Origin of the sequence: Aeromonas tecta, from assembly GCF_000820185.1 — a bacterium.
Classification (GTDB): domain Bacteria; phylum Pseudomonadota; class Gammaproteobacteria; order Enterobacterales; family Aeromonadaceae; genus Aeromonas; species Aeromonas tecta.
Genome location: NZ_CDCA01000022.1, coordinates 185502 through 204251 on the forward strand (window position 1 = coordinate 185502; position 18750 = coordinate 204251).

At 62.9% G+C, this 18750-nt stretch carries 14 protein-coding genes and 1 riboswitch; of the genes, 7 read left to right on the forward strand and 7 right to left on the reverse strand.

Going from position 1 to position 18750, the window contains the following annotated elements:
- Positions 1-6: 6 nt before the first annotated feature.
- The 4 genes from BN1137_RS07945 to BN1137_RS07960 form a co-directional block, all read right to left on the reverse strand.
- Positions 7-2607 (reverse strand): glycosyl hydrolase family 18 protein, encoded by a 2601-nt coding sequence (locus tag BN1137_RS07945; protein ID WP_050718082.1) that lies wholly within the window; start codon positions 2605-2607, stop codon positions 7-9.
- A 112-nt stretch (positions 2608-2719) separates the two neighbouring features.
- A riboswitch (cyclic di-GMP riboswitch) is annotated at positions 2720-2806 on the reverse strand.
- Positions 2807-3007: 201 nt separating this feature from the next.
- Positions 3008-6469: a hybrid sensor histidine kinase/response regulator gene (locus BN1137_RS07950; RefSeq protein WP_050718083.1), complete on the reverse strand. Its 3462-nt coding sequence runs from the start codon at positions 6467-6469 to the stop codon at positions 3008-3010.
- A gap of 88 nt (positions 6470-6557) precedes the next feature.
- Positions 6558-7700, reverse strand: a complete 1143-nt coding sequence (locus tag BN1137_RS07955) for a 3-phenylpropionate MFS transporter (RefSeq protein ID WP_050718084.1) — start codon at positions 7698-7700, stop codon at positions 6558-6560.
- Between the two features lie 156 nt (positions 7701-7856).
- Positions 7857-8828, reverse strand: a complete 972-nt coding sequence (locus tag BN1137_RS07960; RefSeq protein WP_198150612.1) for a LysR family transcriptional regulator — start codon at positions 8826-8828, stop codon at positions 7857-7859.
- Between the two features lie 127 nt (positions 8829-8955).
- Here BN1137_RS07960 and BN1137_RS07965 point away from each other — a divergent pair, with 127 nt between their 5' ends.
- Complete coding sequence (locus tag BN1137_RS07965; protein WP_050718085.1) at positions 8956-10104, forward strand: iron-containing alcohol dehydrogenase; 1149 nt, start codon at positions 8956-8958, stop codon at positions 10102-10104.
- Between the two features lie 115 nt (positions 10105-10219).
- Positions 10220-11050, forward strand: coding sequence for an SDR family oxidoreductase (locus BN1137_RS07970; RefSeq protein WP_050718086.1), 831 nt, complete (start codon positions 10220-10222; stop codon positions 11048-11050).
- Between the two features lie 73 nt (positions 11051-11123).
- Here the strand turns inward: BN1137_RS07970 and BN1137_RS07975 are convergent, their stop codons facing one another.
- Positions 11124-13217 (reverse strand): TonB-dependent hemoglobin/transferrin/lactoferrin family receptor, encoded by a 2094-nt coding sequence (locus tag BN1137_RS07975; RefSeq protein WP_050718087.1) that lies wholly within the window; start codon positions 13215-13217, stop codon positions 11124-11126.
- Positions 13218-13419: 202 nt separating this feature from the next.
- Between BN1137_RS07975 and BN1137_RS07980 the strand changes: the two genes are divergently transcribed.
- The 3 genes from BN1137_RS07980 to BN1137_RS07990 all read left to right on the forward strand — a co-directional run bounded on the left by BN1137_RS07980 (position 13420) and on the right by BN1137_RS07990 (position 15543).
- Positions 13420-14382 (forward strand): ChaN family lipoprotein, encoded by a 963-nt coding sequence (locus BN1137_RS07980; RefSeq protein WP_050718088.1) that lies wholly within the window; start codon positions 13420-13422, stop codon positions 14380-14382.
- 165 nt (positions 14383-14547) lie between these two features.
- The gene (locus tag BN1137_RS07985; RefSeq protein WP_050718089.1) at positions 14548-15099 is read left to right on the forward strand and encodes a cysteine hydrolase family protein; all 552 of its coding nucleotides are present in this window, start codon (positions 14548-14550) and stop codon (positions 15097-15099) included.
- A gap of 39 nt (positions 15100-15138) precedes the next feature.
- Positions 15139-15543 carry a hypothetical protein gene (locus BN1137_RS07990; protein ID WP_050718090.1) on the forward strand — a complete coding sequence of 135 codons (405 nt, stop codon included), beginning with the start codon at positions 15139-15141 and terminating at the stop codon, positions 15541-15543.
- Between the two features lie 73 nt (positions 15544-15616).
- On the opposite strand, the gene hutZ is transcribed toward BN1137_RS07990, so the two are convergent.
- Both hutZ and hutX read right to left on the reverse strand, forming a co-directional pair.
- On the reverse strand, positions 15617-16174 hold the full coding sequence (gene hutZ / locus BN1137_RS07995; protein ID WP_050718091.1) for a heme utilization protein HutZ: 558 nt from the start codon (positions 16172-16174) through the stop codon (positions 15617-15619).
- On the reverse strand, positions 16171-16683 hold the full coding sequence (gene hutX, locus BN1137_RS08000) for a heme utilization cystosolic carrier protein HutX (RefSeq protein WP_050718092.1): 513 nt from the start codon (positions 16681-16683) through the stop codon (positions 16171-16173). The genes hutZ and hutX overlap by 4 nt, the downstream gene beginning before the upstream one ends.
- Before the next feature lie 169 nt (positions 16684-16852).
- Between hutX and BN1137_RS08005 the strand changes: the two genes are divergently transcribed.
- Complete coding sequence (locus BN1137_RS08005; protein ID WP_050718093.1) at positions 16853-17707, forward strand: heme/hemin ABC transporter substrate-binding protein; 855 nt, start codon at positions 16853-16855, stop codon at positions 17705-17707.
- The gene (locus BN1137_RS08010) at positions 17704-18735 is read left to right on the forward strand and encodes a FecCD family ABC transporter permease (protein ID WP_050718094.1); all 1032 of its coding nucleotides are present in this window, start codon (positions 17704-17706) and stop codon (positions 18733-18735) included. The genes BN1137_RS08005 and BN1137_RS08010 overlap by 4 nt, the downstream gene beginning before the upstream one ends.
- Positions 18736-18750 lie beyond the last annotated feature (15 nt).

The following is an 18750-nucleotide window of genomic DNA, read 5'->3' on the forward strand; positions in this document are numbered from 1 at the left end:
TGACACTCAGTTACAGCTGGCAGCGCCCTGGTCAACCCAGACTGCGGCCTTGCCGGGCTCATCGCCCTTGGTCCAGTACTGAGCCTTCCACTTGCGGCCGTTATAGGTGGTGATGTCCTGGGCGTTATACGCCACACCGGCATTCCAGCCGAGCTGCACCGGGCTGAGCAGCTTCCACTGATCCGCAGTCTGGCTTGGCTCGTTGCCCTGGGTCCAGTACTTGGCCTGCCACACTAGCTGCTTGTGGCTCACCTTGGCGTCGGTGTTATAGACGGTGCTGGCGCTCCAGGCCGGGTGATTGGCGGCATCCGGATCCGTGGTGCTGCAGCCACCGCCCGTGCTGGCCGGTTTGACGGTCAGGCGGGTGCCGGCACTGGCATCCAGGGAACCGTCGGTGACCACCAGGGTCAGGTCATAGGCGGTGTCGCTGGTCACGCTCGGGCCGGTGACCACCAGGGTCGCGCTGTTCTGACCGGTGGCGGTGAGACCCGCAGGCAGGCTCCACTGATAGGTCAGGGCATCGCCGTTCGGATCGGAGGCGGTGGCCTTGATGGTCACCTGCTTGCCGGATTCGACGCTGGCGGTAGCAGGCACTGTCACCACCGGTGGCAGGTTCGGCTGCGGCGCCTTGTTGGTCACCACAACCTGATCCTTAGCCGTGAGGTTGTGATCGTCGGTGACGGTCAGCTCGAACACCTGGTTGATGTCAGTGCTGACGGCATTGAGTACCACACGGGCCTTGGCCTGGGTGGCATCGAGCAGCGTGGTCTGCGGGCCCGAGACCTGCTTCCAGCTGTAGCTCAGCACACCGCTCTCCGGATCGTGGGACGCGCTGCCATTGAGCGTCACTTCGGCCGGGCCGGTCACGCTCAGATCGCTACCCGCATTGGCCACAGGCGGCTTGTTGACCGGTGGCGTGGTGCCGCCGTCCCCGTTGCCAAGCCCTTCGTGCATGGCGTTGAGGATGTCGCCGTTATCCGCATCGATTTCCCAGGCGAACAGGCCGCCGAGCTGGTTGGCCTGCACATACTGCCCCTTGGCCTTGACCGAGCGGTCGTTGTCGAAGCTGATGAGCTCGCCGGTGCTGGCCTTGAACACGTAAGGCGCCTCGGCGGTCTCGTCATAGCCCTGCTCCCAGCCCGCGCCCATGCGGTTGTTGACGATGTCGCGGTAATCCACCACGCCATTCTCCCAGGTGCCCTTGATGGGGCCGGTCGCACTGCCGGTGAAGGGGTTGCCGGCCTGATAGCCATTGACCCCGGTCCAGCCACGGCCATACATGGCGGCGCCGACCACTATCTTGCCCGGCGTCACGCCCTGGCCAAGCAGCGCCTTGACACCCTTGTCGGTGGTGTACTTGGTATTGGGATCCCAGCTGGATGCAAACAGGTTGGTCTGATGGGCCAGGTTCTTCAGGTCGAAGGCGCCGCTGAAGTCGTAACTCATCAGGAAGATGTGGTCCATGTATTGCTGGGCCGCTTGATAGTCGACCTTGGCAATCTTGTCGCCACCGGCGCTGATGGCCGACGTCAACTCATACTGACGACCGGTGCTGGCTTCCAGCTCATCGAGCATGGCGCGCAGTTCCTTCATCAGCGCCACATAGGTGGCACCATCGTTCGGGCCACCCAGGCTGGGATTGGCGCCCTGACCACCCGGGAATTCCCAGTCGATGTCCACGCCATCGAAGAACTTCCAGGTCTGCAGATACTCCTTCATGGAGGCGACGAAGATGTCACGCTTGGCCTTGTCACCGAAGAAGAAGAAGGGATCGGACAGGGTCCAGCCCCCCACGGAGGGGAGGATCTTGAGATTGGGGTTGGCCTTCTTGAGCGCCATCAGGTTGCCGAAGTTGCCCTTGTAGGGCTCATCCCAGGCGCTGAGGTTGCCCTGTGACATCTGCACGGCCGCCCAGGGATCGTGGATGGAAACCTTGAAGTCTTCCCGACCGGCACAGGAGCGCTGCAGCGCCTCGAAGCTGCCCGAGATCTCTTTCAGGCTGTCGTTGATGCCATTGCCACCACAGATGGGGGTGAAGCCGTAGAGGATGTGGGTCAGGTTCTGAGCCGGGATCTTGTCCACGGTGAACTTGCGGCCATAGACGCCCCACTCGACGTAGTAGGCACCGACCACCTTGCCGGACTTGTTGGTATAGGGCTTGTTGTTCTCCTGCAGCGGCGCATTGAGCGGCGCCAGGTGGCTGCCGTCGGTGTCGGCCACCATCAACTCTTTCTTGTCGGACAGGGTGCAGCCATCGGCGTTGCACAGGGCTACCTGCATCTGGTAGCGACCGCCCTTGGTCACCTTGAAGTTGGCGGTGCCTGCGGCTGACGCCGGGCCGGACCAGACTTCCTTGCCATCGAGCAGGACCTTGGCGGTCTGGCCCACATCACCTGACCAGAGGTTCCAGGTCACACTGACCGGGGCACCATCCGCATGGACGGTCACCAGCTGGTTGTAGGCGCTGGCGGACTGATTGACTTCAACGATGGAAAACTTGGTAGGGCCCGTGCCTATGGTGGGCTTACCGGGTGCGGCCGCGAAGGCGGAGGTAGTGCAAAGCCCCCCGACCAGCAGTGCAAGCAGGGAGTATTTTGGACTTAACATATTTGAACTTCCTTATTTCGTTATTGGAATTAACAACGAAAAAAGGCAACGCAACCGGCCAGGTAACGCAGACAACATCGACACCATGGCTTGGCCCATGGACGATACAACCTGTGGTGGCCCCGCTATCTTAGGTACTTTGACCCTTAGACCGGAGGCTTTGCGTCCCGGACTTTCATCCGGTTTGCCTTTTTTGCACAACTTGATTTGCGATGAAAATAATCGCCGAATGACTATAGATGAGTGAAGACGCCACGCCACCTAGTAAAAATGACAGTAGCTGGGACTCACTATTTTAACTTGGTCAAGATTGTGCAATGAAGAATGAGTATCATCTGGCAACATCGGCGAAGTGATCATTTCCGTTACAATTCGTCATCGTTTGATTTTGTGATGCCGTTCACTGTATTGGCAACAACAGGCTGTTCATCAGCGCCCGCAGCTTGAGCGGCTTGACCGGTTTGCTGACATAGCCATAGCCATGTTCGCGGATCTGTGCCTGCAACTCGCTCTTGCGATCCGCACTGATGATGATGCCGCCTACCCCATTGCCATGGGCCAGCCGGATCATGTGCAGCGCCTGCAAGCCGGTCTTGCCATCGTCCAGGTGATAATCCGACAGCACCAGTTGCGGCAGGAAGCCAGCGCCGATGAGCTCCTCGGCCTGCACCAGACTCTGGGCGCAGCGCACCTCGCAGCCCCAGCGGCTGAGCAGGGAGTGCATGGCGGTGAGAATGTCTTCCTCGTTGTCGATGCAGAGGATCCTGACCCCCTCCAGCTGGCTGTCGCGCACCGCCGGGGCCGCCGCCTGACTCGGCATCACCGGTCGGGTTGCTAGGTTGAGGGTAATGGCAAATACCGAGCCGGCCTCTGGCCAGCTGCGCAGGGAGAGCTGGTGACCCAGCACCAGCGAGATGCCGCGGGCAATAGCTAGCCCCAACCCCAAGCCCTGCTCCTTGGCGGTGCGCGAGTGATCGAGACGGGAGAATTCATCGAAGATGGCCTCCTGCTTGTCGGCAGGAATGCCGGGGCCGTTATCCCACACCTCGATGCGCACCTTGTTCCCGAGCCGGCGACAACCGAGCAGCACCCGGCCACCGGGGTTGTATCGAAACGCATTGGTGAGGAAGTTCTGCAACACCCGCCGCAGCAGCCGCACGTCGCTGTAAACGGCCAGCTTGCTCTCCACCACCGAGAACTGGATGTCCCCCGCCTGGGCCAGCACCCCGAACTCCGCCTTGAGGTTGTCAAACACGTCGCTCAGGGCAAAATCGAGCCGCTTGGCCTTGAACTTGCCCGCCTCGAGTCGCGAGATATCGAGCAAGTCGGTGATGAGATCCTCGGTCGCCCCCAGCGCATCATCGATGTGGCGGGCGATGCGCACCTGTTCCCCTTCCTGCGGCAGCATCTCCAGCAGGGAAGAGGTGAACAGCTTGGCCGCATTGAGCGGCTGGGTCAGATCATGGCTCACCGCCGCCAGGAAGCGGCTCTTGGAGTGATTGGCCCGCTCCACCTGTTGATTCACCAGCAGCAGCTGGCGGTTGAGCTCGGACAGCTCATGGGTCCGCTCGGCCACCCGCGCCTCCAGGTGCTCGTTGGCTTCGCGCAGCACCCGCTCCGCCGCCCGGAAGGGGGTGATGTCGGTGAAGGTCATCACGAAGCCCCCCGCCGGCATCGGGTTGCCCTGCATCTCGATGACCCGGCCATCGGGGCGCTCCCGCGCCGAGATGTGAGGGCTGCCGCGCTGCATGAAGGCGACCCGCCGTGCCACATGGGCCTCCAGCTCACCCGGCCCGCACAGCCCCTGCTCGGCGTTGTAGCGAATGATCTCTTCGATGGAGCGGCCCACCTGGATGAGGCCGGGCTGGTAGTGGAACAGCTCGATATAGCGCCGGTTCCAGGCCACCAGCTTGAGCTCCCTGTCCACCACAGAGATGCCCTGGCCCATGTGCTCGATGGCCCCCTGCAGCAAACCCCGGTTGAAGCGAAACACGTCCGAGGCCTCGTCCACTATGGTGGCGATCTCCTCGAGCTGCATGTTGCGCCCCTGCAGGGCCGAGGCCAGCACCAGACGGGCGGATGAAGTGCCAAACACCCCCGCCAGCAACCGTTCGGTGTGGGCAATCAGCTCCGCCGAGGCCTGCATCTGGGGCGCCAGGGTGCCACCCCGCTCGCCGGCGAAGCGGCCAAAGGCGCGCTTGACCCGGCTTGAGCCGACGAAACGCGCCGCCAGCATCTCCAGCTCCTTGACCGAGACCCGCGCCTGGTAGAGCGCCGCCTGATCCCGGCTCGGCTTGCCAACGAAGTTGGCCGCCTGCAACCGCTCGCTCACCGCCGCCCGCGACAACAGCGAGCCCGCCACATAGCCGATCAGGTTGAGCAGCAGGCTCATGAAGATGCACCAGGCCCCCAGGCTCAGATCGCGAAACGCGGGCCAGTCCGGCGGCGCCAGCAGCGCCTCCAGCGGCGAGCCCGCCAGCAGACCGCTTTCGGCCAGCAGAGTGAGGAACCAGAGGCTGACCCCGAGGGCGAGCCCAAGGTAGACCCCCTTGCGATTGCCGTGCCGCCAGTAGAGGCCGAGCAACAGCGCCGGGGCGAACTGGGCCACGGCGCCAAACGACAGGTAGCCGATGCGCGACAGGCTGGTGAGATCGCCGAGCCAGAGATAGAGCACCCAGGCCGCCAGCAGGATCAGCAAGATGGCGCCACGACGCACCTGCAACAGCAAGCGGACCAGTCGCTCGTCCCGCCCCTGTTGCCAGAAGCGGCGCAGCAGCACCGGCAGCACCAGATCGTTGCTGACCATGATGGCCAGGGCGATGGTGCAGACGATCACCATGCCGGTGGCCGCCGAGGTGCCGCCGAGAAACGCCAGCATCGCCATGCCGTCGTAACCCAGCGACATCGGCAGGCTGATGACATAGGTGTCGGACGCCATGCCGGCCCCCACCCACTGCTTGCCCGCCAGTGCCAGCGGCCAGATGAAGAGCCCCATCACGAACAGGTAGAGCGGGAACAGCCAGCGTGCCCAGTGCAAATCCTGGCCCTGATTGTTCTCCACCACAGTCACGTGGAATTGGCGCGGCAGACAGATGACGGCGCACATGGCCACCAGGGTATAGATGGCGAGCTCCAGCAGGCTGCCCGGGGATACCGCCACCACCGCATCGAAGAAGTCGCTGGCCACCAGGCTGCGGGCCTCGCTCGGTTTGCTCAGGATCAGCCAGAGCGCGAAGCCCCCCACCGCCATGAAGGCCAGCAGCTTGACCACGGACTCAAAGGCGATGGCGACTACCATGCCCCTGTGATGTTCGGTGGCATCCAGATTGCGGGTGCCGAACAAAATGCTGAACAAGGCCAGTATCACAGTGACACCCAGCGCCAATTCCGCGGTATTGCCAGTGGGTCCGGCTGGTGCAGCATTAGCCATCAGCAGATCCAGCCCTGTCACTATGGCCTTGAGCTGCAGCACCAGATAGGGAAGTATCCCCATGACGGCGATCAGGGTGATCACCATGGCGAGTCGCTGGGACTTGCCATAGCGGGCGGCGATGAAGTCGGCGATGGAGGTGATGTGCTCGCGCTTGGCCACCAGGATGAGCCGCGCCAGCAGCCGCCAGCCGAACAGGAACACCAGCATGGGGCCGAGGTAGATGGGCACCGGGGACCAGGGGGATTCGCTGGCCTGGCCGACGGTACCGAAGAAGGTCCAGGAGGTGCAATAGACCGCCAGCGACAGGCTGTAGAGCAGGGGTTGGCCCTTGAGGCGGCGGCGCTTGTTTTTATCCGCCACGAAGGCGATGAGGAACAACAAGCCCAGATAGGCGAGCGACAACCCGATCAGCAGCCATCCTTGGTGCATCTAGCTAATTCCCTTGTCCAGAGGTGTTGAGAGCCCCGCCAGTCTAAAGAGCCGGCGGGCCAGTGTCATGCAGTGCGGCGAGCGCCGCTCACGCCTGCGCCCCGACCGCCGGGGCCCGCAAGCGCAAGAAAAAGACCGGCAGCACCACTAGTATCATCAGGAAGAAGATGCCGCCGCCGAGGGGCTCGAACAGCAGGCCGCACAGGGTCATCAGGGCTGCCACCATCATGCCGAGGCCCAAGGCGGCATAGAGTCCCTGAGTCGGGATCATCTGCTCGGCGGGCAGCTGGCGGGTCATGAAGCGAATGGCCCCCAGATGGCTGACACAGAAGGTAACCGCATGGAGCAGTTGGCCGATCACCAGCACCCATAGCTCGCTGGAGGCACCGAGCAGCGTCCAGCGCAGCACGCAGCCGGCGGCGCCGACCAGGAACAGGGTCTGGGCCCCGAACCGCTGGAGGAAGCGCTTGTCGGCGGCAAACATGCAGATCTCCGCCACCACCCCGAGCGCCCAGAGATAGCCGATGATGGTGCCGCTGTAGCCTTCTGCCTTCCAATAGATGGCGCTGAAACCGTAGTAGGCAGCATGACTGCCCTGCAGCAGGGCGGTTATCAGCAGAAAACGCCGCACCGATGCAGATTTCAGCGTCTCCTTCAGGGAGGCCCTGGCCCGCTCCCCCTTGAGATCCTGTGGCGCCGGCCGCAGCGGCAGCGCACTGAGCAGCAGCATCGCCAACAGCCCTGCCGCCATGGTGTGCAGCACCCAGTCAGTGCCGAAGTTGCTGACCAGGGCCCCCACCAAGGTAGAGGCGACGATAAAGGCAAAGGAGCCGAACAGCCGCACCTTGCCGTAGTCGAGGTGCACCTGTACCACCATGCGGGTGGCCAGCGCCTCCCCCACCGGCATCAGGGTCGGGTAGATGAAATTCGCCACCAGGGTCAGCACCACCAGCCACCAGAGGCTGTGGCTGAGATAGAAGCCGAGGAAGGCCAGCAGGCTCAGCAGACAGAGCAGGCGAGTGACAGGCAGCAGCTGGGCCGCCCCCTTGATCTGGCCCATCACCATCAGGTTGCCGGCGAAGCGAATGGCCATGCCGGCCCCCAGCAACAGCCCGATCTGCTCGGCGCTCACCCCTATCCCCTCCAGCCAGAGCGACCAGAACGGCAAGTAAGCGCCATAGACGAAGTAGAAGGCACTGAAGAACAGGGCTAACCAGGAGAAGGCGGGCATAGAGACTCGGCAAGGGCGCAAGGGGCACAAATGATAACCCAACTTGGTAGCGGGATCCCCAGTGGCAAGGGGCAGTAACCGCCATCGATATCAATAAAGTTGAAGCTCTGTCACAGAGTTCACCCTATTAAATGACACTTCCCCCACCTCATGCGTTCATGTGCCTTCGCGCAAAGCCGCCATGCCACGGACGTGAGCCTGTTGCAACTCCGCCGCCCCCAGCACCAGCTCCTGACGCTCGGCCAGCCGCTCGATGACGAGATCGATGAAGCGGCGCACCCGGGCAGGCTGCGCCGCGCGACTGCCGTAATAGAGATAGAGGCTGTAGTCGCTGCAGACATGTTCCAGCAGCAGCGGGATCAACCGCCCGGCGCGGATATGAGGCGCCGCCGTGGAGCCGGCAAACTGGCCCATGATGGTCCCGGTCAGCGCGGCGCGCAGCTCCACCTCCTCGTCATTGGTGGAAAACGCCGGGGTGACGAGCCGCTCCTGCACCTCGTCCCCGACTTGCACGCGCCAGGGCGCTATGCGTCCGTCACTGCTGCGGCGAAAGGCGCTGCAACGGTGCGCGCCAAGATCCTGCAGCCCCTGGGGGACCCCGTGCTTGCGCAAGTAAACCGGGCTGGCACAGATGATGAGCTGCAGCGGAAACAGGCGGCGGGCGATCAGCCCCTCCTCGGGCGCATTGCCCAGTCGAAAGCCCACATCCACCCTGTCCGCCACCCAGTTACCGACCCTGTCATCGAGCTGGATCTCCGGCTGCACGGCGGGATAGAGGCGGCAATATTCATCGAGCACCGGGCCAATGATCGGCTGCAACACGGTGCGCGGCCCGACGATGCGCAGCGGCCCGGCATTCTCCTCCCGCGCCTGTCGCACCGTCTGCAGCGCTTGCTGCAAGCCGAGCAGTGAGGGCTGGGTCGCCTCCAGGAAGCGCTGCCCCTCCTCGGTCAGCGACATGCTGCGGGTGGTGCGATGGAACAGGCGAACCCCGAGATAAGCCTCCAGCTGCCCCAGCGCCTTGCTGGCAGCCTGGGGCGAGATCTGCTGCGCCTCGACGGCCTTGCTGAGATTGCCAAGCTCGGCGGTGCGCACGAAGGTGGTGATGGAACGCAGTTCGTTGATCATGATGGATCCCGGGTATTTACATCATTTGGTTGTAATTAATTCACCACTTTACCCTCTAGTGCAATCCCTATTGCGCGCCTAAAGTTCACGCCATCGGCACACCCCGTGCCAGGCATAGGACTTCCCCATGGATAACTTCAGCTTCTACAACCCGACCCGCATCGAATTTGGCAAGGACAAGGAACAACAGATTGGCGCCATCCTGGCCGAGCACGGCATCAAGAAGGTGCTGCTGACCTATGGCAGCGAGCGCATCAAGCGCGATGGCCTGTTTGCCACCGTCAGCCAGAGTCTGGCGGCCCACGGCATCAGCCTGGTGGAGTGTGGCGGCATCGTCAGCAACCCCTTGCTCTCCAAGGTGCGCGAGGCCATCGCCCAGGCCCGCGACCATCAGGTGGATGCGGTACTCAGCGTGGGCGGGGGATCCGTGCTCGACAGCAGCAAGGCCATCGCCGCCGGCACCCGTTACGAGGGAGATGTGTGGGACCTCTTCATCGGCAAGGGGGAGATAGCCTCGGCCCTGCCCATCTTCGCCATCCTCACCCTGGCGGCCACCGGCAGCGAGATGAACGCGGGCGCCGTCGTCACCAACGAGGTGACCAAGGAGAAGTTTGCGATCAATTCGGTGCACAGCTTCCCCCGGGTCTCCATCGTCAACCCGGCGCTGATGCAGACGGTGTCCCGAGACTATCTGGTCTACTCAGCCGCCGACATCATTGCCCACTCCACCGAAGGCTATTTCACCGCCAGCATGCAGCCCCGTCTCCAATCCCGACTGGTGGAATCCGTCATCGCCACCGTGCTGGAGACGACCGAAGCGCTGCTGGCCGATCCGCTCGACTATGACGCGCGCGCCGAGTTTGCCTGGGCGGCGACCCTGGCGCTCAACGGCATCACCTATGCCGGCACCTCGGGGTTTGGCTACCCGAACCACATGATGGAGCACTCCCTCTCGGCCCTGTTCAACGTGCCCCACGGCGCTGGTCTGTCGGTGATCATGCCGGCCTGGATGAAGTGGTATCAGGAGCGCAACCCGGGGCAGTTCACCCGCTTCGCACAGCAGCTGTTTGGGGTGGCGACGGCGCAGGAAGGCATAGCCGCACTGGAGGCCTGGTTTGACAAGATAGGGACGCCGACCCGGCTGTCGCAACTGGGCATCACGGCGCAGCAGCTGCCCGTCATCGTTGACAATGTACTGGGCAACGCCCGCTGGTTCGGACTGGCCGACACCTATGACCGGGAGGTGGTGACCGGCATACTGAGGCTGGCCCTCTAGGCTCACATCACCCAAGCGGGCGCCGCCGATACCCTGGCGGTGCCCGCACGCGACACCTGAGCCCGTTTGCAACGGCAAGCGGCCTTCACCACAGCTTCAAGGCAAGGACATTCTCATGAACAAAGACGTGATCGTTCTCATTGGTACCGGCTCCATCGGCCAGGCCATCGCCCGCCGGGTCGGGGCCGGCAAACATGTGCTGCTGGCAGACTTGCGCCAGGAAAACGCCGACGCGGCCGCCAAGACCTTGAGCGAGGCCGGCTTCGTGGTGAGCACCATGTGTGTCGATGTGGCATCGCCCGCCTCGGTACAGACGCTGGTGCACGCGGCCACGGCCATCGGCACCGTGAGCGGGGTGATCCATGCCGCCGGTGTGTCGCCGTCCCAAGCCACGCCCGAGGTGATCTTGCGGGTCGATCTATACGGCACCGCGCTGGTGCTGGATGCCTTTGGTGAGGTGATTGCACCGGGAGGGGCCGCTGTGGTGATCGCCTCCCAGTCCGGCCATCGACTGGGGGCGCTCAGTGCCGAGCAGGATGCGTTGCTGGCAACCACCCCGGTGGAGGAATTGCTGGCCCTGCCCATGTTGCAACCGAGTCAGGTGCAGGATCCCCTGCACGCGTATCAGCTGTCCAAGCGTGCCAACGCACTGCGGGTCATGGCCGAGGCCGTGCGCTGGGGCAAACGCGGGGCGCGCGTCAACACCATCAGCCCGGGCATCGTCATCACCCCCCTGGCCAAGGACGAGCTGAGCGGGCCGCGCGGGGAAGGTTATCGCCGCATGCTCTCCCTCTGCCCGGCGAAGCGCGCCGGGACACCGGACGAGATAGCCAATCTGGCCGCCTTGTTGATGGGACCAGACGGTGCCTTCATCACCGGCAGCGACTTTCTCATCGACGGCGGGGTGACCGCCTCCTACTTCTATGGCGAGCTGGCACCGAAGTAGCGCTGGCCAGATGTCGTACACAGCAAAAAGGGGCCCGAGGGCCCCTTTGTCATTACCGTTATGTGCTTGCGTATCAGAACACGTACTTGACGCGGGCGCTCAGGTTGCGGCCCGGCTCGGTCAGGTTGCTGGTGCTGCTGGACGCGGCCAGACCGGTGATGCTCTCGTAGCTGACGTATTCCTTGTCAAACAAGTTGAACACACCGACGTTAAGCTGCAGATCCTGCATCGGCTTGAACTGGGCGAAGATGTCTACGACACCCCAACCGGCGCTGGTGATGTTGTCGTTGCCTTTGGCATCCTTGCGCACCTTGTCCATGTCATCGGCGAAGCGCAGGGCGGTGTTGATGTTCCAGTTCGGTTGCTCCAGACGCAGACCGACGCTGCCGTTGAGCGGGCTCAGGCTGTTGATGTAGTTGCCATCGCCATCCTTGCCATCAATGTAGGCCAGGTTACCCCAGACGTTGACCAGATCGTTCAACCAGTAATCTGCCTTGACCTCGGCACCCTTGGTGGTTGCCTTATCCAGGTTCTGGTACTGATAGACGGCGGTGCGGCCTTCGGTGCCGACCTGCGCCAGCTCGATGAAGTCCTCGAACTTGTTGTAGAAGGTGGCCACTTCATAGCTGAAGCCGCCGGCGCTGCCACGCACACCCAGATCGATGCCGTCGCTGCTCTCGGACTTGAGGTTCGGGTTCGGCTCGATACGGTAGCCGTATGCCTGGTGGTTCAAGGTGGAGAAGGCGCTGTCATACATCGGCGCCTTGAAGCCATGGCTGTACTGGGCGAACAGGTTGGCCGCCTCGTGCGCCTTGAACACCAGACCCAGCTTGGGCGAGAACTCCCCTTCGGAAACCTTCTGCAGGTTCTCCCCTGTGTAGGCGGGATCCTCGTCCGGGGTCATCTTGTAGTATTCGTAACGGGCACCCGGGGTCAGCACCCAGCGCTCGCCGAACTTGATCTCGTCGAAGGCCCAGAGTGCGCTGCGCTCGCTGGTGGTGGACGGGAAGCTCAGCTCGCTGTAGCCAACGAAGTCACCCGGTACGGTCGGCGCCTTGAAGCGGGTACGCTCGTTGTCGGTGTGCTCATACTCCACACCCCAGGCCAGGCGCTGGCTGTCGAGTGCCTTGCTGAACTTCACCTGGGCACCCAGGCTCTTCTGTTCGAAGCCGTTGTGATCCAGAGAGTTCTTGGTCACATAGGGGTTGCGCGGGTTGACCGGGTACTTGGAGGAGGCGTACTGATCCAGGGTCTGCTTGGTGCGGGCGTAATAGACCTTGCTGTCGATGCGATCGACCCAAGCCGCGTTCAGGGCGATGCCGTGATCCAGCACCACAGAGACGTTGTCGGTGTCTTTATCGGTGATCGGCTGATTGAAGACGGAGCCCGCCTTGGTCAGGTCGACGGCATCCGGATCCTGGCCTTCGGTGAAGTAGTCGACGGTCAGTTTCAGGAACTGATCGTCGTTGATGTTCCATTTACTCTTGAACAGCACGGCCTGGCTGACGATGTCGAACTCGTTCTTGTCGCCGTCGTAGTTCTGGGTCACACCACCATCGCGCCAGGTGTAGCGCAGCAGGTTCTCGAAATCGCCGGTGCGCAGGGCGCCGGTGAAGCCAGCCATGTTCTGGTGGCTACTGGAGGCGTAGCCGGTGGTCGCGTCCAGATAGCTGTCGCGGCCTTTAAGGAAATCGCTGGCATCCTTGGTGGTGATGGCGATGACGCCACCCAGAGCATCGGAGCCATAAGCGGCAGAGGCCGGCCCCTTGGCCACTTCAATCTGCTTGATCATGTCGGTATCGAAATAGGTCTGACCGACACCGCCATTCTTGTAGGCGTCATTCTGGCGCACGCCATCTTGCACTACCTTCACCCGGTTCTCGCTCATGCCGCGGATGGTAAAGGTCTGGGCATCGCCCGCCCCGCCTTGCACGCTCACGCCAGGCTCGTAGCGGAACAGGTCGGCGACGTTGCTGACGACCTGCTCTTCGATCTGTTCGGAGGTGATGACGGCAATGGGAGCCGAGACGTCTTCCAGTTTCTGCTCCATCCGGGAGCCGCTGACGACCATGACTTCATCTGCTTTCTTGTCTGCGGCAAAAGCGGGGGACATAAGGCCCGCCGCCACGGCGAGGGCAATCAATGATGGGGTGTTGTTGTGCGCCACTGCAAAATCCTTATTGAGAATTATTATCAAGCGGGAGGCATATTACCCAGCTCACAACAAAGATCAATAATAAACTGAATCATTCTCATTTTCTTTTGTCTTCATTCAGTTTTACACTAGCCGCCTCTTTTCTCCTGCTCGCCATGCTGCCATCGTATGGTGCCGCGCTTTTGCCAATCTCTGCCTTTGTGAGTGAGATACCATGACTCGACGACTGCCCCTGCTCGCCCTGCCCCTGCTGCTGGCCGCCTGCGCCACGCCACCGCAGACAGCGCCCCACACCCTCTATCACTATCAACTCAGCGAAGGGCAGAGCCAGCAGCCACTCAGCCTGGCCCAGGCGCTGGACAAAGTAGCGGATGCCGATGTCGTGCTGGTGGGCGAGCTGCATACCCATCCCGCCGTGCACCTGCTGCAGACCAACCTGCTGGCCGGGCTGACCGAGCGCTCCCGCAATGACGGACGAGGCCTGGCGCTCTCCATGGAGCAGTTCACCCGCGCCGATCAGCCCACCCTGGATGCCTATCTGGCCGGTCGCATCGGTGAAGCGGCGCTGATCCGCGAGGGCAATGCCTGGCCCAACTACCCGAGCGACTATCGCCCGCTGGTGGAGTTCGCCAAGGCGCAGCACCTGCCGGTCATCGCCGCCAACGCCCCCAAGCCGCTGGTGAGTTGTGTCGGTCAGGAAGGGCCTGCCTGGCTCGACAAGCTGCCCGCCAGCCGCCGCAGCCAGCTCGCCCAGACCCTCACCCTGGGTGACGATGGCTATCGCCAGAAGTTCATGGCCTCCATGCACCACGGCGATGCCGACAGCAATGCCCGCCGCTTCGCCGCCCAGACCAGCTGGGACGACACCATGGCCGAGAGCATGGTCAACTACCTGGCCAAACACCCCGGCCAGCGCGTCATGCACATCGCCGGTAACTTCCACGTGGAAGGCGGGCTTGGCATCGCCAGTCGCATCGCCAGCCGCAATCCGGCCCTCAAGGTGGCGCTGATAGTGCCGCAGACCGATGACAAGGCCGCCGCCGGTCGCAGTGCCGATGTCAGCGTTCGCATCGCCCCCTTGCCGGAACGCTGGCTAAATGCCGATGAAATGAAGCAAGATATGGGCGCACTGCATCAATCCCGCAGTCGTGACTGCAGCCAGTGGCTGCAACCCTGACAATCGGCAAGGATCCTGCCCATCGTCAGTCGCGAGACCTCGTCAATGAGGGCGTATAGCCGTGCAAAAACAGTGATTTATGCTAATAAATCATGGTTTTGTAGTGGTATATGTGACCAAATGGCGTCTCATAGCATGATGGTGGGCGGGTTCTGAGGAACTCATATGGATGTGTTACTGATCATCGACATGCAACAGGGCTTGTTCGCACAACCCCGCCATCAGGACGCGCAGGTCATCGCCAACATCAACCGGTTGGCACAGAGCGTGCGCGCCAGTCAGGGCCGTGTCATCTATGTCCAGCATGACGAGCCGGGCTCGGAACTCGAGCCCCACAGCCCGGGCTGGCAACTGCACGCCGACCTGACCCCGCAGCCCACGGAGAGCCGGGTGCGCAAGACCGCCTGCGACAGCTTCCTCGGCACCGAGCTCGGCTTCTTGCTGGCGGAGCAGGCGGTGGACAGGCTGCTGATCTGCGGCTGTGCCACCGATTTTTGCGTCGATACCACCCTGCGCAGCGCGGCGGGTCAGGGTTTTGACGTGACGGTACTCACCGATGCTCACACCACGGCGGACAGGCCTCACCTCACTGCGGAGCAGATCATCGAGCATCACCACTGGATGTGGCGCCACCTCAGCCTGCCAGAGGGCAGAAGCGTGACCCTGCTCACCACGGATGAGCTGCTCGGCGCCACCCCAGTGGCGGTAGCGTGTTAAGCTGCCCGCCCCTGTCGACCTGATCTGATGGAGTCTTTTGTGCGTCTATTGCCTGCCGCTGTCTGCATGCTGCTGTTACCACTGCTCACCGCCTGCGCCGGCTTGCCGGGGTCGACACCGGATGGCCCTGCCCCCCTGTTTCGGACCCATATCAATGAAGAGGGGAGCAAACGCTTCACCTTCGAAGCGGCCCCCTACGACATGCTGCCGAGCCGGTTGCAAGACGATGACAGTCGCCTCAGTCGCAACAGCAAGAGCTTGCTGGAGCGCCGTGACGCGCTGCAGGACGAACAACTGACCCAGACCCTGGCAGAGCGCAAGTATTGCCACACGGGTTACATCGTACTGAGCCAGACCTCCTGGAAGATCCGGGGCGAGTGCAACGAGACCGCTACCCAGGCCGATCGCAGCGCCTTCCCCAACCGGGCCTCCTGGCAGGACTGAGTCGGCGCGAGTCGCGCCAGATAACAAAACGGGCAGCCAAAGGCTGCCCGTTTTTCATCTTAAGGATGCATCATCAGACCGGTGCGTCGGTCTCGCTGGTCAGCTCGGCGCCGTTGTCGACGCGCTTGTGGCCTTCCACCAGGTGCACGAAGTCCACCAGCTCGTCACCGGAGACCCGGAACGCCTGGCCGAAGCCCTTGACGAACAGACCCTGCTCGGGCTTGAGGCGAAACAGCACGAAGTCCTTGAGGTTGGACAGGCCTTTGACGATCTCGCCAAAACGCCCTTCCAGGGCCCCGATGGCCTTTTCCCAACGCACGTCATCGCGTGCCACCACTTCGGCAACCGCATCGAAGGTCAGGCGCTTGCGGGCAAACAGCTCACGGGCACCGGTCTCGTCTTCGATCAGCATCAAGGAAACCTTCGGCACCTGTTGCAGGTTGCGGGCATGGCGGGCGATCTCGGAGATCAGCACATAGTAGCCATCTTCCTGCAGCACGAAGGGGGCATAGCTGGCATTGGGGTTGCCTTCGCTGTCCACGGTCGCGAGTTGCAGGGTACGGCAACCGTCACGAAACTCACGGATCTCCGGTTGCAGACGGTTCTGCAGACGTTCCTGACGTTCACTCATGCTTTCACTTCCTCTTGATACTGATGGCGCAGGGCCATGAAACGCTCCACCTGGTCGGCCAGCAGCTGGCGCTGCTCGTCACGTCCCAGATAGACCTTGAAAATACAGCGGCCGCTGTGGCCGAAGAACTGGAAGGAGTGACCTTCTTTGCCCATGAACAGCTTGCTGACCAGCGCAATCCCGACCACGTTGTCGAGCTTGAGGTGACCGTGCATCTCGCCATCACGACCCATCAGGTTGTAGTAGCCACGGGCCGTCTTACCTTTCGGGAAGGGCGCCTTCACCTCGAAGATGGAGCCATCGGACTCGACGATGGTGGTCACAGGGCCCCAGCTGGCCAGATCCGCCAGCAGGGCTTCGGCCTGATCGGCCGGGACTTGGGTCATCAATTCGGCGGGCAGGTGGCGCACCACCTCCCATTCACTGACCGCCAACTGGGTGGCGATGCTGGAGGGATGGGCGCTGGGATCTTGTGCCAGCAGCTCATGAATGCGTTGTGCAATGCTCATCATTTCTCCCTTGGATGATCTGGCTATGGTGCTCAGTCTCGCGGCGGATACTGTAATAAAGCGGCCCCCTCAACGCAATTGATAATCGCTTCTATTATCAGTGCAATTTCTTCCCGAGATTGATATTCTCGGCGGCAATCCCACTCTCACTCACCCCTCGGAGGTTCGCATGGGCCGTCGTTTTGCCCTCGCTCTCAGCCTGTTCGGCTGCGCCACTCTTTCCCTGTCCGCCCTGTCTCTGCCAGCGATGGCGCAAGAGCGCATCGTCAGTGTAGGCCCGGCCACCACCGAGCTGATCCTGGCCCTTGGGGGGCAATCCAGCCTGATCGCCACCGATGTGAGCAGCCCCGAGCCCAAGAACCTGCCCAAGGTGGGCTATCATCGCGCCCTGGCCGCCGAAGGGATCCTGAGCCTGGCCCCGACCCGGGTGGTTGGCAGCGACGAGATGGGCCCCAATGCCACTCTAGAGCAGCTGCGCCGCGCCGGCGTCAAGGTCGACGTCATGGCCACGGCCCCGACGCTGGCCAACCTCAACGAGCGCATCGACACCCTGGCCCAGTTGCTGGGTACCCCGGAAGCGGGCGCCAAGCTGAAGGCCGACATCGCCAGCCAGAGTGACAAGCTGGCGGCCCAGGCCAAACAGAACAAGCCGCTCAAAGTCGCCTTCCTGCTGCTGCACAAGGGCCAACCCACCAGCATCGCCGGCGGCAATACCACCGCCAGCGCCCTGGTGACCCTGGCCGGCGGCGTCAACCCGGTGGCCCAGCTCCATGACTACAAGCCCGTCTCCACCGAATCCCTGATCGAGATGCAGCCAGATCTGGTGCTGGTGAGTGGTCGTGACTGGCAACAATTCCAGAATATCGACAGCGTGCTGGCCCAGGTGCCGGCGCTGGCCGCCACCCCGGCGGGCAAGAACAAGGCCATCCATGCTATCGATGGTCATGCCCTGCAAGGTGGTCTCAGCCTGCGCTCCCTGCAACAGGCCAACCAGATAGCCTTGTGGATCCAGCAGGGTTCATGATGCGTCTGCCCCTGCCCTGGCTGCTTGGCCTCACCTGCGGCGCGCTGGCGCTGCTGCTGGTGGGCTCCTTGGCGACCGGCCCCATGTCCCTGTCCCTTGGCGAGAGCCTGCAGGCCCTGTTTGCCGGTAAAGAGAGCGGGATCGAAGCGCACAAGCTGCTGATCGTGCAAGAGATCCGCCTGCCCCGCACCCTGCTGTGCATCGCGGTGGGAGGCATCCTCGGCCTCTGTGGCGCCGTGATGCAGGGGCTGTTTCGCAATCCCCTCGCCGATCCCGGCATCATAGGGGTCTCCGGCGGTGCCGCCCTCGGTGCGGCGCTGGCCATAGTGCTGCTGGCTCCCCTCGGTCAGCAGTTGCAGAACCTGCTCGGTCTCGGCCTGCTACCCCTGCTCGCCTTCCTCGGCGGCGCCCTGACCACCACGCTCGTATATTTGCTGGGCACTCGTGAAGGTGGCACTTCGGTCACCGTCATGCTGCTGGCCGGGGTCGCCATCACGGCGCTGTCGGGCGCCGTCATTGGCCTGCTCACCTATCTGGCCGACGATCAGATGCTGCGCAACCTCAGCCTGTGGCAGATGGGCTCCCTGGCCGCGGGCAAACCGGCGGATGTGGCTTTAGCCCTGGCAACCCTGGCCGCGCTGCTGCTGCTGTTCATGCGCGATGCCAATCCGCTCAATGCCCTGCTGCTGGGAGAGGGCGAGGCGCGCCACCTGGGGGTCAATGTACAATCCCTCAAGCGGCGACTGATCCTGCTCACCGCCGCAGGCGTCGGTGTCGCCGTCGCGGTGGCGGGCATGATCGGCTTCGTCGGTCTGGTGGTGCCTCATCTGGTACGACTGCTGGCCGGCCCCAACCATGTCAGGCTGCTGCCGCTCTCGGCCCTGCTCGGCGCAGCCCTGCTGCTGGGGGCCGACATGCTGGCCCGCACCCTGCTGGCCCCCGCCGAACTGCCGGTCGGCATCATCACCGCCCTGCTCGGTGCCCCCTTCTTTATCTGGCTGCTGGTCAAGAGTCGCCAGACGCTGTAACAGGAGAACCTCATC